Below are 13,759 nucleotides of genomic sequence, written 5' to 3' on the forward strand. Positions count from 1 at the left end.
TATGAAACTGCACGCAGGTGTATGGGGCAGGAAAGGCAGCCGGAGGGGCGAGTGTTAAAGGGACAGCGCATCATCCAGAACAAGGCCGCAGGCAATGTCCCAGCTTCGGTTCATCAGGGCGGTTCTGGCTGGTTGGCGCAGGCGTACAAGCCCGACTTTTGACATGGGGCAGGGTTCAAGCCGCCGGGTCTGTAGCGGGCCAGCAATGTCCCCCTGCGCAGGTATGGCCGCGACCGGCAGAATGCTTGCCATCCGCCCGGCCAGCAGTTCGGCATGCAGCAGTTCCAGCGCATTGGCTTCTAGCAGCACGGTGGGCTCGCACCCCGCGGTATGAAAACCCGCATCAATAATCTGGCGGCTACGGGTGCCGGGCTCCAGCAGGCAGAGCGGCAGAAGGGCTGCGTCCTGCCAGCTACACCGGCGGCGTCCGGGCAGGCGGATGCGTGATGAGGCGATCAGCACAAGCTGTTCGGCATACAGGCAGTGGGTTTCAAAAGGGCCATCGGGTGGAACCTGATCCAGATAGGCCAGCCCGATCTGTGTCCGCTGCTCGGCCAGGTCACGTAGGATCTGGGTATTGGGGCCGACTGTCAGGGAAAGTTGCAGGGCGGGTACCACCGCGCGCAGGTTTTCCATCAGCAGCGGAATGATCTGTATAGCAGGTTGCACCACGCTGATAGACAGGCTGCCGCCTGCCACATCCTGTGCGAAGCGGGCTTCCTGCCGCAGGTTATCCAGAGCGGTAACGCTCTGGCGTGCCCATTCTAGCACACGCTCCCCTTCCGCAGTCAGGCCGAAAACCCGCCGGTTGCGCATGACAATGGTCACACCCAGTTCGTGTTCAAGCTGGCGGATTGCGGCAGACAGGGCAGGTTGCGATACGCCGCAATACTCCGCCGCGCGGGAAAAGTGACGAAAGCGATCCAGCGCGATCAGATATGTCAGTTGTCGGAGAAACACGAAAATCTCTGACGCCGCACGTCATGGGAAGAAGGCAGGTGCATCAGTCCGCTTTCTCTGTCAGGCGCTGGCGCTCATGCGGAGTGATGACATCGGCCAGAGTGTAATGATCCAGCACACCCAGCAGAGCCCCCATGGCCTGTGACAGCACACCGCGCAGGCGGCAGCCGGGCATGAGCGCACACAAGTCAGCTTTGCGCTCTGCGTCTGGTTCCATGCAGGCAAGCAGGGAGAGGTCTTCCTCCATATAACGCACGACAGCCCCGATCAGGATGGTTTCGGGGGCTCTGCCCAGCCTCACACCGCCATTGCGGCCGCGGATTGTCTCGATAAATCCGCCCATGCCCAGCCGGTGAATCACCTTGATCATATGCCCTTCCGAGACCTGATAGGCCTGTGCGATCTGGCGGATCGAGCACAGCCCTTCGGTTCGGACGCCAAGGTAAATCAGGGCGCGCAGGGCATAATCAGTCTGCAATGTTAATTTCATAAGACCGAAGATGCACGCTCTTGACAGGTTTTCCAAGATATTAAAAGGTATACGTATTGTATACCTTTAGGACGTAAACCCCATGCCTACCCCCCTTGATGAAAAAACCCGCTCCATAATCCTCGCGACCGTGCCCGCCCTTAAGGCGCATGGTCTGGCTATTACCGAGGAAATGTACAAGCGCCTTCTGGCCCGCCCCGAAATCCGCGATCTGTTCAACCAGTCGCACCAGCGCGATCTGGAGCAGCCCAAGGCTCTGGCACTGGCCGTGCTTGCTTATGCCCAGCACATCAACGACCTAGGGCGGCTTGGCGGTATGGTTGAGCGCATTGCTGAAAAGCATGTCGGCCTCAACATTCTGCCCGAGCATTATCCTTTGTGGCGGATGCGCTTCTGGGGGCCGATCGGGCATGTGCTCGGCAGTGCTGCAACTCCCGAGATTGTCGAGGCCTGGGGCAAGGCTTACTGGTTTCTGGCCGATGTTCTGATCGGGCGCGAAAAGCAGATTTACGACGAGCATGAGCAGGCGCCGGGCGGGTGGAAAGGCTGGCGCGCTTTTACAGTGCGCAGTCGGCGGCAGGAAACCCCGGAAATTGTTTCTTTCGATCTGGTGCCTGCTGATGGCGGTGCCCTGTTCCGGCACAAGGCCGGGCAGTATCTCAGCTTCCGGCTGGATATTCCCGGCCATGGTTCCCAGCGCCGCAATTACAGCATTTCGTCATCCCCCGGCGCGGATCATTACCGTATTACCGTGCGGCGACATGAACTTGGGCTTGTCTCGCCATGGCTGCATGAGAGTGTGCGGGAAGGGGATACCCTGCTGGCCGCCAATCCAGCAGGTGATTTCTTCTTTGATGAATCCGCTTCTGGCCCGGTTGTTTTGCTGACAGCCGGAGTGGGGCTGACCCCCATCGTATCTATGCTGGGTGAACTGTGTGGAACAAAAGCCGGGCGTGCAATACGCTATGTGCATGGTGCGGATAGTCGGGAACTGGCGGCTTTTGTGCCCGAAATTACAGCACTTGCCGCAGATAATGTTCTGAGTGCTGACTTTTTTTACGCCCGAGATACGGGGGTGGATGAAGAAACCGGCAAGGGTGTAACCCGCCATGCCGGGCGGATCAGCACAGAATGGCTGCGCGCGACGGTGGACCCCACGGCTACGTATTACATCTGCGGGCCGGAAAGTTTCATGCAGGACATGATAGGCACCCTGCGGGATGCAGGACTGCCCGCAGCCCAGATCCGGTACGAAATTTTCGGCTCAGCCTCCAATCCTGATCTGGTGCTCTGAAACCAGAACGCATCCTTGCGGTTTCCATGATGGGAACCGCAAGGGATGCCTGCCTGACATCGCCTATGGCAGGAAAAGGAAAAAGAGTTGTGACCCTGAAACACAGAGTGCCGGATATCAGAATAAAGCGGGTTTATGCCGCAGCAGAGCCGGATGACGGTGTGCGGATTCTTGTTGATCGGTTATGGCCAAGAGGGCTGCATAAATCCGATGTCAAAATGGATCTCTGGCTGAAGGATGTCGCCCCCAGCACCGAGTTGCGGCAGTGGTTCGGTCATGATCCGGCGCATTGGGAGGTGTTTCAGGCCCGGTATCGTCAGGAGCTCTCGCAGCCTAATGCCGAGCTTGAGCAGATTATTACACTCATGAAAAACAGCACGGTCACGCTGCTCTATGCAGCCCATGATACTGAACATAATCATGCACGGGTTTTAATGGAGTATCTGGAAGAGGCGGTGGCCTGAAAGAGCACTGACTCAATAAGCTGTCTGTTTTTTCATTGCTCAGTTTTTTATAATCGAAGCAATGAAATGTGAAAACAGCATGCTCTGGCTCGATATGCCAAGTTTTGCGTAAATATTTTTACGATGGATTTTGACCGTTCCTTCTGTAATTCCAAGGTTTTTTGCTGCGGATAACGAACTGTGGCCCCGTAGCAGAAGGGCCACCACATCCTGCTCACGCGGAGAGAGCCTGTCTCGTTCAAAATCCCGGAAAGATTTGTTTAGGTTTTCGGTATTTAGAGCAGTTTTTTCTAATGCCTTTTTTTCGGTCCGGTTGATCCAGTGCTGGATCAGCGCTGCATTGATGATGGGGGCAAATGCTTCCAGTGCTGAAAAATCTTCTTTCGAAAAAGCTTCCATCCCTGTGGAGCGCATAAGAGAAAAAACCAGTGCCGTGCCATCAGGTGCATGGGTGCAAAAAGCAATTTCCTCTACCAGACTGCCGCTTTCCATAGAAATACAGGGATGCACAAGAGGCGACAGGAAGTAATCGCTCTCAAAAAAAGCATCCGGTGCCAGTGTGGCAAGGCGGTATAACCCGTCAGCCAGTCCCTGCATGCACGCTACGTAAACAGCATCAAGCAGATAACCACCCGCCAGATAATCCTGCATGGCATTGGGCAGGGAAATGCCTTTCAGCCATCATGCAGCATTTCGGGCTGTTCAGCCGGAGGGTAGGCAAAAATCGCGGCAATATCAAAAAACGCGACTGTACGCAGTGCAGACTCGATTGCAGCAAAAACCTCGCTGTCATTTATGTGTCTTATGGCGAGGGTCGCCACTTCTGACAGGACATCTATCCGGTTAACCACGCTGGTCTCCTTGCCCGCGGCGTTTGGGTCTGTATCCGCGCACTACCCCTTTGGGGATATAGGCCGGTTCTCTGCTCTCACTCTATTATTACGATATGGCAACCGTAAAGGTTGAGGGGCAATGTCCGCCGGTAACGGAGGTGAAGATGCAGGGCAGGGATCGGGTCATCCAGTCTGATGACAGCAACCTTGAGCAGTTTGGTTATAAGCCGCAGTTTCACAGGGTTCTGGGGTTTTTTGCTGATTTTTCAATAGGATACTCCTATATGAGCCCGCTTGCGGGTTTTTATGCACTGTTTTCTTATGCGCTTGCGACAGCAGGCCCCGCGTTTTTCTGGACAATGCCCCTCGTTCTGCTGGGCCATACTGTCAATGCCCTGATTTTTGCCGAAATATCGTCTGAATATCCAATCGCCGGGGGTGTCTATCAGTGGAGCAGGCGTCTGGTTGGGGAGCGGTGGGGATTTTTGACCGGGTGGATGTATTTTCTGGCGCTGGTTGGCGTGGCGGCTGGACTTGCCGCAGGGGTTGCGCCGTATCTGGCTGCGTTGATTGGCATAGAGGCCGCCAATACGTTTGATACCTATGTGGCACTGAGCATTATTATTCTATCGGCCGCGCTGAATCTGATTGGCACAAAAGTGCTGGGCAGAATGACCGAACTGGGCGTGTGGGCGGGTCTTGTGGGGTTGGCTGTCTGCGGGGGGTATATGCTGTGTTTTGCCCGCCTTCAGCCTTTCAGTGTTCTGTTTGAGAGTTTTGGCGCGGGAGAAGGGCACCACACAGGCGCGATGCTGGCTGCCAGCCTTCTGGGAATATGGATATTTTTTGGCCATGAAGCCTGCGGCGATCTGGCCGAGGAAGTGCATGACGCCTCGCGGGAGGTACCCCGTGCCATGCTGACAACCATGCTGGCCGGTGGTGGTTCAGCCCTGCTGATCGCTCTTGGCATGATTCTGGCCGTGCCCGATATGGCTGGCGCTGTCTCGGGTGCTGTGTCCAACCCGGCAGATGCAGCCCTGCGTGCTGCTATTGGGCCAATAGGGGCGACTGCCATGCTTGGTTGCCTCATGCTGGTTGCATTCAGTGCGACTATTTCGGTCATTGCCTCTACCAGCCGTTTACTGTTTTCCATGGGGCGGGATCGGGTCATTCCGTTTTCTGCGGCGATGTCGCGCGTCAACCCGCGAACCGGCCTGCCTACGGCCGCCGTGCTGGCGGCGACCGTGCTGCCCTGTATGGTTCTGCTTGTTGGTGGCTTTGCGCCGCATATTGCGGAAGCGGTTATCAATTTTGCTACAGCGGGTATTTATACCACATTTACCATGGTGCTGATTGCCGGAGCCTTTGCCCGTTTTGGCGGGTGGGTGCCATCGGGGCCGTTCCGTCTGGGTGGTTTCGGGTGGCCGCTGACGGTTATTGCACTCTGTTTCGAGGTTGGGGCATTGATCAATCTTGTCTGGCCGCGCCCGGCCTCACCGGATCAGAGCTTGGTTTCGGTCATGCTAATTCCGGTTGTTTTGCTTAGTGTGTTCTGTATTGGCGTCGTGCTGGCGGTTCGGCGTCCTGCCAGTCTTATCGGGTCGAGTGAAGGAAATTGAAAATGACACTGAAATTTGCGGGCAAAACGGTTCTTGTTTCGGGCGGCGCTACGGGTGTGGGCGCGGCAAGTGTTGTGCGCTTTGCTCAGGAAGGGGCGCAGGTTGCCATATTTGACCGCAATGCCGAAGCGGGAGAAGCGCTTGCAGACCGCCTTTCAGAAGCCGGTCATTCCATCGCTTTTTTTAAGGTTGATGTTTCCGATACTCATATGGTGAGCGAGGGTGTGCGTGCCTGTGTGGAAACATTTGGTAAAATTGATGTGCTTTTCAACCATGCTGGCACCATACTGATCAAGCCGTTCCTTGAGATTGAAGAACAGGAGTGGGATTCTCTTTTTTCTATCAATGTTAAAAGCATGTTTCTTGTTACCAAGGCTGTACTGCCCCATATGATTGCGGGTGGTGGTGGGGCGATTGTCTGCACATCTTCAATTTCCGCCATTGCCGCAACTCCGACAGAAGTGGCGTATAATGCCACCAAGGGGGCCTGCCATATGTTTGCGCGCGCCATCGCTACCGAGTTCCGGGATCGTAATATCCGGTGTAATGCGGTCTGCCCCGGTTTTATTGATACGCCTCATGGACAAAGGGAGCTCAGCGCGTTGCAGGCTTATGGTGTGGGCGCTTCCGAAGCAGAGCTGACCGCCCGGCAGGGACGTGCGGCCACCCCGGATGAAGTGGCGGGTGCCGTGCTGTTTCTTGCCAGTGATGATGCCCGTTTTGTCAACGGCACTCATCTGTTTGTGGATAATGGGTTTACAGCCTGGTAGTCCTGAAAGCCCCTGGCAGAAAGCCGGGGGCTAAACTCAATCATAATAGTGTGGGAAAATTTTCAGTTTTTCTATGGCCTGCGGGTCATGGAACAGAACAAGCTCGGCATCAAGCTGTGTTTTGAGGTCGTTAAGACGTTTAATTGAGAGCAGGGCGTCCTGAGCGTTCGTTGTCGATCCGGGGATATGGAGAGCCGTAAAGTTTTCCTGCAGGTCGCCCGTGTCGAAAGACAGAATCATGGGGCCTGAATGAGGGAGGGTGACAACGGCGGACTGGTGGCCTGGCGTGTGGCCAAAAGTTGTGATGAGGTTCAGACCCGGAAAAGCCTGCCAGTCGCCATCCCGAAAGTCCCATTGAATATCATCAGAATTAAAATCTTCCTGAATATAGCCGGGGCAGGATGATGATAGGGCGGCAGTATATTCTTTTCTCTGCACGGAAATGCGCGCATTTTTCAGATATTTTATATAGCCGCAATGATCGAAATGAAGATGCGACAGGATAACCCATGCAATGTCTTCTTTTCTGATGCCAAGGGCTGCAAGCTGATTTTCAAGATTGTGTGCCGGCTGATGATAGGCGGTGTCATATTCAGGGAAGTAAAATATTTTTGTTTCTTCGCGGGGTCTTCAATATTGTCTGGGTCCAGCCCCGCATCGAGCAGAACCCATCCATGGCGTGTTTCAAGTAGATAGACGCAGATAGGTTCACACAGCATGAAGCGCGGGTCGGCATCGGCTACAGAAACGGATTTAGGCAGAATTTCATATCCGCAAAGAAGGATATAAAGCTTTTTTATATCTGTAGCGCTGTTTTGATGCACCATGTTGGGTTTACTGCCTATTTGTATGCAGGTTGCCGGTATAATACCGCCTGATATGCTCCTCCCATGGCACGGTATCGGCATAGGAGGCCGTGGCCTGCTTCAGGGCGCGCCGCACAATGTCATGGAGTTCTTTTTCCATATCTTCCTGCGGGATAGTCTGGCACTTTCCATTATCCACAATGGTATTTCCATTGACGACAAGTGTGCGCACATCACGCCTTGTCAGGCGTGTGAGTAGGAGTTCGGGCAGAATGGCATCTGGTATCTCATAAGGCAGGACACGGTCTGTGTTGACAATAACTATGTCAGCCGGTCGCCCTTCTTCAAGCAGGCCGCCATTATCGGGGCCTGTAATACTTTCCCGTCCCGTGCGCATCAGGGCATTGAAGCAGAGCGGCGTGCTGATGCGGCTGTCACCCGGGCCAAGGATGCCGGCTGGGTTGTTTGCATGAGGCCACGCAGAAGGCGGGCTTCTCTTAAAATGTCGTCATCATCTTCAAGGGACATACCATCCAGACCGATGCCGAACTTCATGTTTTTGTCGATAATGGTGCTGATGGGAGGCAAGCCGGATGCCAGCCGCATGTTGGATGAAATATTGCACGACAGTAGAACACCGCGAGCAGTCAGCAGTTCAATTTCATCGGGGCGCAGCCACACGCCATGTGCCAGTGTTAGTCTGGGTGAAAGCAGGCCAATCCTGTCAAAATAGTTGACAATACCTTCAGGAAAAGTTGCATCCGCCCATTCCTGCTGAAGGCGGGTTTCGAAAAAATGCATGTGAACACGACGGCCGGTGCTGGCCGATCGTGCACTGATTGCTTCCAGAGTGGCCCTGTCGGTCCATTGTGGGCCTACGGGGCCGTACTGCACATGGAAAGTCTCGCTTTCCAGTTCGGCCAGCGCATCGGTAATATCCAGCCCTTCCTGAAGGCTTCTGCGATAGCGTGATGCAGAGAGTGCCGGGAATTGATCCGGGTAGTCAAAAATATCCCTGAACGGTGCGCTGCTTTCATACACAAATGGGTTTTCCCCCGCGAAGGGAACCGCAAAGGCAATACGGATACCAACGGCTTTTGCCGCCTTGGCAACGCCTTGCGCTTCTTGCAGAAGGGTGCGTCCATTTTGTGTATTATGGCAATGTACTGCCGCACCGATACCGGATTGTGCCATGCGGGCAAAAGCGCAAGCGGCGTTCAGGAAAGACAGTGTGTGTGGCTCCACACCCAGACGGGAAACCCAGAGTTCGAGCGGGCCATCGGGAATACCGCAGGAAAGTGTGGGCAGGCCCCGACCGTGGTCATGAGCATTCGCAAAAGCAGGCATGGCAAGAGAGCCTGCCTGCACGTTTTCTCCAGTAGTCGGAACAATGCCCTCAATCACGCCATCACGGGCACTGAGTGTATGGTTACGCAGAACCGGGCCATGGCCCGGGAGCGGCAGCAGGCGTTCGACTGCCCATGAGGCGCGAGGTGAGGACATGTGCATCAGTTGAACGGAATACCGGGCAGGGCATCCTGCACCGGGCCGGGGGGTGTCAGGTTGCCGCAGGAGGAGGGCACGGCTTTGCCAGACAGAACATCTTTGACAAAAATTGCAGAATCAGGAAGCGAGTAATTGACTGCGCCTCCATGGCTCAGGCCGGGATAGGTGTGCCACTGCACGGTGGAACCTGCCCGGCACAGGGCCTGTGCGGCATCGTACTGTCCCTTTGTGCCTGCCATGCCGTCCGCCAGTCCTGTGCCCAGAAACAGCGGGATGGTTACATGCCCGTCCGGGAGCTCGAAATACCGGTCCATGTCCTGATCATAGGCGGTAATGTCATGCGCCAGCATTTCTCCCCCCTTGGTAATGTGCAACTCCTTGGCTTTGTCGAACAGGTCGTGCAGGCAGCCATGTTCGGCAACGCTGAACATGATGCGTCCTTTTTCACTCAGGAGTGTTTTGGGGTCCGTTTCGGGGTGAATGGCCTGATCGCTGCCCGCGAGCCGCAAGGTGGCAAAAGCCGGGTCCATATTGCTGACCGTGGTATAGCGTTTTTCGTTGGCGTCTTCACTCTGCGGGTGGTCCTGATGGATGGCGGTTACCAGACCAGTCATGACCGCAGCCTTGATGCCGAGTTCCGGTGCATAGTGGGGGAAGACCCATGACGCACCCAGTGTTGCACCAGCACCCTGAGATTGTCCGACAATCAGCATGGTATTGCGAACAGGGAAGTTTTTCTGGCTCAGAATGGCCCGACCTGCATCTAGAAGGCTGTAAGCTTCGGGTTGATAGAGCAGATAGGGGTGCACACCGGGCGTGCCGAGGCCCTGATAGTCGGTGGCTACGATGGCAAAGCCGCGCTTGAGCCACGCGCCAAGATAGGCCGTATCGCGCGCACGCGGGCCCATCCATGAAGGCGCGCAGCGATCCGCCACACCGGTGGTACCATGTGCCCAGATGACAACCGGCCAGCCGCCTTTGGGGGCCGGTCCGTCAGGGAACAGCATATAGCCCGAAACAGCGACGTGCTGCTTGGGCTGCATGCCGTCTGTAGAGCTGTACAGGAAGCGATAGGCCGCGCTGGTATCGGCTGGCAGCCAGCTTGCCTTGAGCGGTTCGGAGCGCAAGATGGTGCCCGGAGCCGCAGTGACAGGGGCCTGCCACTGGTAGAAAGACGAGACATCCGGCGTGGCCATGGCGGGGCTGGAGAGAAGGCCAAGTGCCAACGGCATGAGAAGAAGTTTTGAAAAATAACCTGACATGTTGAAGATGCTTTCTCGTCTTGTCTGGGTTCTGGTCATGATGGCGGGTTAAGGGTGCTCAGAGCAACTGCATACGCAAGGTGTCGGCTTCTTTTTGCAGATGGGGCAGATAATCACTTTCCATCTGCTCCTTACTGGCCTGCTCCAGCCTGATACCGATATTAAGGGCTGCGACGGGTGTTCCATCCCTGCGGAAGAGGGGAACCGCAATGGACCGGAAACCGATCTCCACTTCCTGATCAACAAGAGTGTATTGTTTTTCCCTTGTTGATAGAAGTATTTTTTCGAGTTTTTTCCTGTCCGTAATCGTGTGCTCGGTAATTTTTTCCATGTCTATGGCTGATAGGGTTGCATCAAGCTGCTCACTGTCGAGATTAGCCAAAAGAACCCGCCCGACAGCACTGCAATAGGCTGGAAGGCGCAGGCCGATATGCTCCGTTATGCCAAAAGGCTGTGTGCGACGGGCCGAGGCATAGGTGATCATGACGGCTTCTGTTCTGTCCAGAACCGCCATGGAGCAGGTTGTATTGAGTGTGCGGGCCAGACGTTCGCACACAGGCTGGATCAGGGTGGAAATGAGGTTTGACTGAAGGTAAGTGGCTGCAAGTTGCAGCACCCGGGGCTGGAGGCGGAACAGGCGTCCCTCATCGGCAATATAACCAAGGTGCAGTAACGTCAGTAATGCACGGCGCACAGTTGCGCGCGGCAGATCCACCTTGCGGGCAAGGTCACTGAGTGTCATGGCAGGATGGTCGGCATCGAACGCGGACAGAATCAGAAGGCCGCGCGCGAGAGCTTCCGAAAAATCACGCCCGACAGGGTTATTTTTGCGCGCTTCCGCATCGCGCGGTATGATTCTGGACACCGTTGCCTCACTTTCTGCAAGAAAACACTATGACAAAGTGATGGGCGTTAAAAACGAATGACAGGAGCGTTGTTGCGGGCAACTAGAACATGTCAAAATATTCACGCTGCTCCCATTCGGAAACCTCAAGTTCATAGCGTTTTATTTCTGACTTTTTGATTTCTGTCATATAATTGATGAAGCCATCCCCCATGGCGGTGCGGAAAACACTACTGTGCTCTAGTGCTTCTACCGCGCGGGCAAGGGTGGTGGGCAGGAGCGGGGCTGGCGTGCCATAGGGTTCATCCGCTGGTGTGCCGGGCGAGGTCCGTTTGGCAAGGCCATCCAGCCCGACGATGACCTGCGAAGCCAGATAGAGATAGGGGTTGGCTGCCGGTTCGCCCACACGGTTTTCAATGCGGGATGCAGGGTCGTTTTGCGCGGAGATAACCCGTAGCATCACCCCTCGGTTGTCCATACCCCAGATTGCGCGGTCTGGGGCGAGCGAAAACGGCCTGTAGCGTTTGTAGCCGTTGATGGTGGGGGTGGAGAATACAGTGGCCGCCGCCGCGTGTTCCAGCAGGCCCCCGAGCCAGAACAGGCCGGTTTCCGACAGGGGTGCGGCCGAGCTGTCGGGTACGAAGGCATTCGCTCCGGAAGATAGAACCTTGAGCGACTGGTGCAGGTGCCACCCACTGGACATGACATCGGGCAGGCGCGGGCGGCACATGAAGCTGGCGTGGTAGCCATGGCGGCGGCAGACCTGTTTGACCGCCGAGCGGAACAGCACCATGTCATCGGCGGACTGGATGCCTTCGGCAACCTTGAACACCATTTCCACCTGACTGGGGCCGAACTCGATTTCCATCGAATGTAGGCCAAGACCAAGTCCCTGAATGTTCTTTCTCAGAATATCCAGAATGGGCTCGAGCTGATCGTAGTTCAGCTCCGTCAGGTAATTGTAGCCCCTGTGTGTAAGGCTGACTTCGGGCGCTGTGGCGGGCTGGCCTGCGTCTTCGGGGGCAAGGCGTGGGTTCTCCAGACGGGTGAGGTGAAACTCTACCTCCAGCCCGGTCATGAAAGCATAACCGGCATCTGCCAGACGGGAGAGCGCATCGCGGCAGATATGCCGGGTGGCAAAGGGCACCTTGCGCCCATCGCGGAAATACAGGTCACACAACATCCAGCCTGTCGCAGGCGCCCAGGGCAGGATTTTGAATGTCGTGGGGTCCGGCACCATAATAATATCGGCAGACCCACGCACTTCCGTCATGCCCGTGCTGTTCTGGGCCGAAAAGATGGAGATAACCGTCCGATGAGCCGTATCTTTCATCAGCAGGGAAGACGGGACGGATATACCCGCCGAGAACGCTCCCCCCAATGCTGAGGCAACCAGTGTTTTGCCACGCAGGATGCCGTGCTGATCGGGGAAGGAGAAACGGATGGTTTCAAGCCCATCCGCCTGTATGCGCTGTTCCACCGCGCGTGCGGCTTCAGCCTGCTGCGGTGTCCATAGTCCGTGCTGTTCAATAAAGCTCATCGCACTGCTCCCTAGCTGGCTGCGGCGAGTGTTTGCCACGGGGCTCCGGCACGTCGGCGCGAATCGACTTCATGCCAGTGTTCGAGATCGCTGGAAGCGCAAACGCCATCCATGGTCGATGGGCCCTGAATGTGTGCGGCTTCCTGCGGGGTCAGCACCATCAGCGGCGTTTCGCCACGCTCTGCTTTTTCAATGGCTTCCACCAGCATACGACGGTAGGCGATAATGCCCTTGTCCGCCTGACTCAGATGCTCGCGGGTGCGGTCCTGTATATGGCCCTGCGATTCAATGGCCCACTGGTCGTGTACGTTAATATCTTCACCCATGCCGGTATAGGTTTTGTGGAGCTGTTCCTCGGGGTCAAACCCATAATTGTTTTCGCGGCCGACGCGCGGCAGGTAGTCCGGCAGGGTGTAGAGCTGCAGACGCTGTTCGCGCATTTTTTCCTTGTCCACGGGGCCGGTAAAGCTGGTGAAAATGGCGTACCAGTACGTGCGCGTATCACTAATGGGCACATGCCATTGCGTGATGGTCATTTCGCTGGACATGGGAATGTTAAAAGCCTGCGGGAACAGCACATTGGTAACGCGCACATGGGTCTGCGATTCGTTCATCGTGCGGGTTGTAACCAGCTGTAGCCCGTAAGGGGTTTTTTCCACGGCGATGTCCGGGCAGTCGAATTCACGCAGGACGCGTGTCATGGGAATATCGCTTTCCGCGGATGTCGAGCGGAACTGCCGTCCGTAAGCGGTTTCCGTATCATCATCTTCAAAAAAACGATGGAGGAAGCTCGCATGTGATGGATCAATGCCAACTTCAAGAGCCTGAAGCCAGTTGCAGTCAATCAACCCCTTGAAAGCAAAGGTATGGCTTTCAGGGGCAATAAAGCAGTCAAGGTCGGGAAAGCTCGGGGCATCCCCTTCGCCCAGATAGACGAAAATGATGCCGCTTTTCTCAACAACCGGATAGGATTTCTGGCGGATACGCTTGCACAGGGTGCTGCCTTTGGGCTCTGCTGGTGTTTGCAGGCAATTACCATGTGTGTCGAAAAGCCACCCGTGGAAAGGGCAGCGCAGCCCGCCATCTTCCAGACGACCATAGGCAAGATCCGCTCCGCGATGCGGGCAGTCCCTGTCCAGAAAGCCCAGAGCCCCGTTTTCGTCTCTGAAAAGGACAAAATTCTGGCCCATAAGTTGCACCGGGCGTACGGGGCGTGTGCCTTCCAGCTCAATTGAAAGTGCCGCAGGCTGCCAGTAGTGGCGCAGTAGATTGCCCGCGGGCTTGCCAGCTGAAACCTGGGTTATCAGTGCATTTTGCTCGGCACTCATCATGAGAGATCGGTCTCCGGAGAACAGGGTTTTGCGTGCATTT

At 55.8% G+C, this 13,759-nt stretch carries 16 protein-coding genes; 4 read left to right on the forward strand and 12 right to left on the reverse strand.

Annotated features, from left to right (window positions below; all coding sequences use genetic code 11):
* Positions 1 to 54: 54 nt before the first annotated feature.
* Positions 55 to 960 (reverse strand): LysR family transcriptional regulator, encoded by a 906-nt coding sequence (locus JCM25143_RS02070; RefSeq protein ID WP_025859854.1) that lies wholly within the window; start codon positions 958 to 960, stop codon positions 55 to 57.
* A gap of 43 nt (positions 961 to 1,003) precedes the next feature.
* The gene (locus JCM25143_RS02075; RefSeq protein ID WP_025859855.1) at positions 1,004 to 1,450 is read right to left on the reverse strand and encodes an Rrf2 family transcriptional regulator; all 447 of its coding nucleotides are present in this window, start codon (positions 1,448 to 1,450) and stop codon (positions 1,004 to 1,006) included.
* A gap of 82 nt (positions 1,451 to 1,532) precedes the next feature.
* Between JCM25143_RS02075 and hmpA the strand changes: the two genes are divergently transcribed.
* Together hmpA and JCM25143_RS02085 are read left to right on the forward strand one after the other, a co-directional pair.
* On the forward strand, positions 1,533 to 2,744 hold the full coding sequence (hmpA, locus tag JCM25143_RS02080) for an NO-inducible flavohemoprotein (RefSeq protein ID WP_025859856.1): 1,212 nt from the start codon (positions 1,533 to 1,535) through the stop codon (positions 2,742 to 2,744).
* 95 nt (positions 2,745 to 2,839) lie between these two features.
* The gene (locus JCM25143_RS02085; protein ID WP_025859857.1) at positions 2,840 to 3,208 is read left to right on the forward strand and encodes a DUF488 domain-containing protein; all 369 of its coding nucleotides are present in this window, start codon (positions 2,840 to 2,842) and stop codon (positions 3,206 to 3,208) included.
* A gap of 39 nt (positions 3,209 to 3,247) precedes the next feature.
* Here JCM25143_RS02085 and JCM25143_RS16040 read toward each other — a convergent pair whose 3' ends face one another.
* Both JCM25143_RS16040 and JCM25143_RS22215 read right to left on the reverse strand, forming a co-directional pair.
* Complete coding sequence (locus JCM25143_RS16040) at positions 3,248 to 3,859, reverse strand: helix-turn-helix domain-containing protein (RefSeq protein WP_051542765.1); 612 nt, start codon at positions 3,857 to 3,859, stop codon at positions 3,248 to 3,250.
* A gap of 23 nt (positions 3,860 to 3,882) precedes the next feature.
* Complete coding sequence (locus JCM25143_RS22215) at positions 3,883 to 4,059, reverse strand: hypothetical protein (protein ID WP_159101578.1); 177 nt, start codon at positions 4,057 to 4,059, stop codon at positions 3,883 to 3,885.
* Between the two features lie 146 nt (positions 4,060 to 4,205).
* Between JCM25143_RS22215 and JCM25143_RS02095 the strand changes: the two genes are divergently transcribed.
* Both JCM25143_RS02095 and JCM25143_RS02100 read left to right on the forward strand, forming a co-directional pair.
* Positions 4,206 to 5,660 (forward strand): amino acid permease, encoded by a 1,455-nt coding sequence (locus JCM25143_RS02095; protein WP_025859858.1) that lies wholly within the window; start codon positions 4,206 to 4,208, stop codon positions 5,658 to 5,660.
* 2 nt (positions 5,661 to 5,662) lie between these two features.
* A complete protein-coding gene (locus JCM25143_RS02100) occupies positions 5,663 to 6,430 on the forward strand; it encodes an SDR family NAD(P)-dependent oxidoreductase (RefSeq protein WP_025859859.1) in 768 nt (255 codons plus the stop codon).
* A gap of 36 nt (positions 6,431 to 6,466) precedes the next feature.
* On the opposite strand, the gene JCM25143_RS02105 is transcribed toward JCM25143_RS02100, so the two are convergent.
* The 8 genes from JCM25143_RS02105 to JCM25143_RS02140 all read right to left on the reverse strand — a co-directional run bounded on the left by JCM25143_RS02105 (position 6,467) and on the right by JCM25143_RS02140 (position 13,719).
* Positions 6,467 to 6,961, reverse strand: a complete 495-nt coding sequence (locus tag JCM25143_RS02105) for an N-acyl homoserine lactonase family protein (RefSeq protein WP_234394886.1) — start codon at positions 6,959 to 6,961, stop codon at positions 6,467 to 6,469.
* Positions 6,895 to 7,257 (reverse strand): MBL fold metallo-hydrolase, encoded by a 363-nt coding sequence (locus tag JCM25143_RS23215; protein ID WP_025859861.1) that lies wholly within the window; start codon positions 7,255 to 7,257, stop codon positions 6,895 to 6,897. The genes JCM25143_RS02105 and JCM25143_RS23215 overlap by 67 nt, the downstream gene beginning before the upstream one ends.
* Positions 7,258 to 7,264: 7 nt before the next feature.
* Entirely contained in the window at positions 7,265 to 7,633 is a 369-nt protein-coding gene (locus tag JCM25143_RS02115; RefSeq protein ID WP_025859862.1) for a hypothetical protein, read from the reverse strand.
* On the reverse strand, positions 7,633 to 8,739 hold the full coding sequence (locus JCM25143_RS16045) for an amidohydrolase family protein (RefSeq protein ID WP_159101579.1): 1,107 nt from the start codon (positions 8,737 to 8,739) through the stop codon (positions 7,633 to 7,635). The genes JCM25143_RS02115 and JCM25143_RS16045 overlap by 1 nt, the downstream gene beginning before the upstream one ends.
* A gap of 5 nt (positions 8,740 to 8,744) precedes the next feature.
* Positions 8,745 to 9,974, reverse strand: coding sequence for a lipase family protein (locus JCM25143_RS02125; RefSeq protein WP_234394882.1), 1,230 nt, complete (start codon positions 9,972 to 9,974; stop codon positions 8,745 to 8,747).
* Between the two features lie 88 nt (positions 9,975 to 10,062).
* Entirely contained in the window at positions 10,063 to 10,869 is an 807-nt protein-coding gene (locus JCM25143_RS02130) for an IclR family transcriptional regulator domain-containing protein (protein ID WP_025859865.1), read from the reverse strand.
* Between the two features lie 82 nt (positions 10,870 to 10,951).
* Positions 10,952 to 12,388 carry a glutamine synthetase family protein gene (locus JCM25143_RS02135; protein ID WP_025859866.1) on the reverse strand — a complete coding sequence of 479 codons (1,437 nt, stop codon included), beginning with the start codon at positions 12,386 to 12,388 and terminating at the stop codon, positions 10,952 to 10,954.
* Between the two features lie 11 nt (positions 12,389 to 12,399).
* A complete protein-coding gene (locus JCM25143_RS02140; RefSeq protein WP_025859867.1) occupies positions 12,400 to 13,719 on the reverse strand; it encodes an aromatic ring-hydroxylating dioxygenase subunit alpha in 1,320 nt (439 codons plus the stop codon).
* Between the last annotated feature and the right edge of the window lie 40 nt (positions 13,720 to 13,759).

The organism is Acetobacter papayae JCM 25143 (assembly GCF_000613285.1).
GTDB lineage: Bacteria > Pseudomonadota > Alphaproteobacteria > Acetobacterales > Acetobacteraceae > Acetobacter > Acetobacter papayae.

Excerpts from the sequence above, each read along its gene's own strand:
- JCM25143_RS02075 (WP_025859855.1), bottom strand. The coding sequence starts at position 1,450 with ATGAAATTAACATTGCAGACTGATTATGCCCTGCGCGCCCTGATTTAC.
- hmpA (WP_025859856.1), top strand. The coding sequence starts at position 1,533 with ATGCCTACCCCCCTTGATGAAAAAACCCGCTCCATAATCCTCGCGACC.
- JCM25143_RS16040 (WP_051542765.1), bottom strand. The coding sequence starts at position 3,859 with ATGCAGGATTATCTGGCGGGTGGTTATCTGCTTGATGCTGTTTACGTA.
- JCM25143_RS02095 (WP_025859858.1), top strand. The coding sequence starts at position 4,206 with ATGCAGGGCAGGGATCGGGTCATCCAGTCTGATGACAGCAACCTTGAG.
- JCM25143_RS02100 (WP_025859859.1), top strand. The coding sequence starts at position 5,663 with ATGACACTGAAATTTGCGGGCAAAACGGTTCTTGTTTCGGGCGGCGCT.
- JCM25143_RS23215 (WP_025859861.1), bottom strand. The coding sequence starts at position 7,257 with ATGGTGCATCAAAACAGCGCTACAGATATAAAAAAGCTTTATATCCTT.
- JCM25143_RS02115 (WP_025859862.1), bottom strand. The coding sequence starts at position 7,633 with ATGCGCACGGGACGGGAAAGTATTACAGGCCCCGATAATGGCGGCCTG.
- JCM25143_RS16045 (WP_159101579.1), bottom strand. The coding sequence starts at position 8,739 with ATGTCCTCACCTCGCGCCTCATGGGCAGTCGAACGCCTGCTGCCGCTC.
- JCM25143_RS02125 (WP_234394882.1), bottom strand. The coding sequence starts at position 9,974 with ATGCCGTTGGCACTTGGCCTTCTCTCCAGCCCCGCCATGGCCACGCCG.
- JCM25143_RS02135 (WP_025859866.1), bottom strand. The coding sequence starts at position 12,388 with ATGAGCTTTATTGAACAGCACGGACTATGGACACCGCAGCAGGCTGAA.
- JCM25143_RS02140 (WP_025859867.1), bottom strand. The coding sequence starts at position 13,719 with ATGATGAGTGCCGAGCAAAATGCACTGATAACCCAGGTTTCAGCTGGC.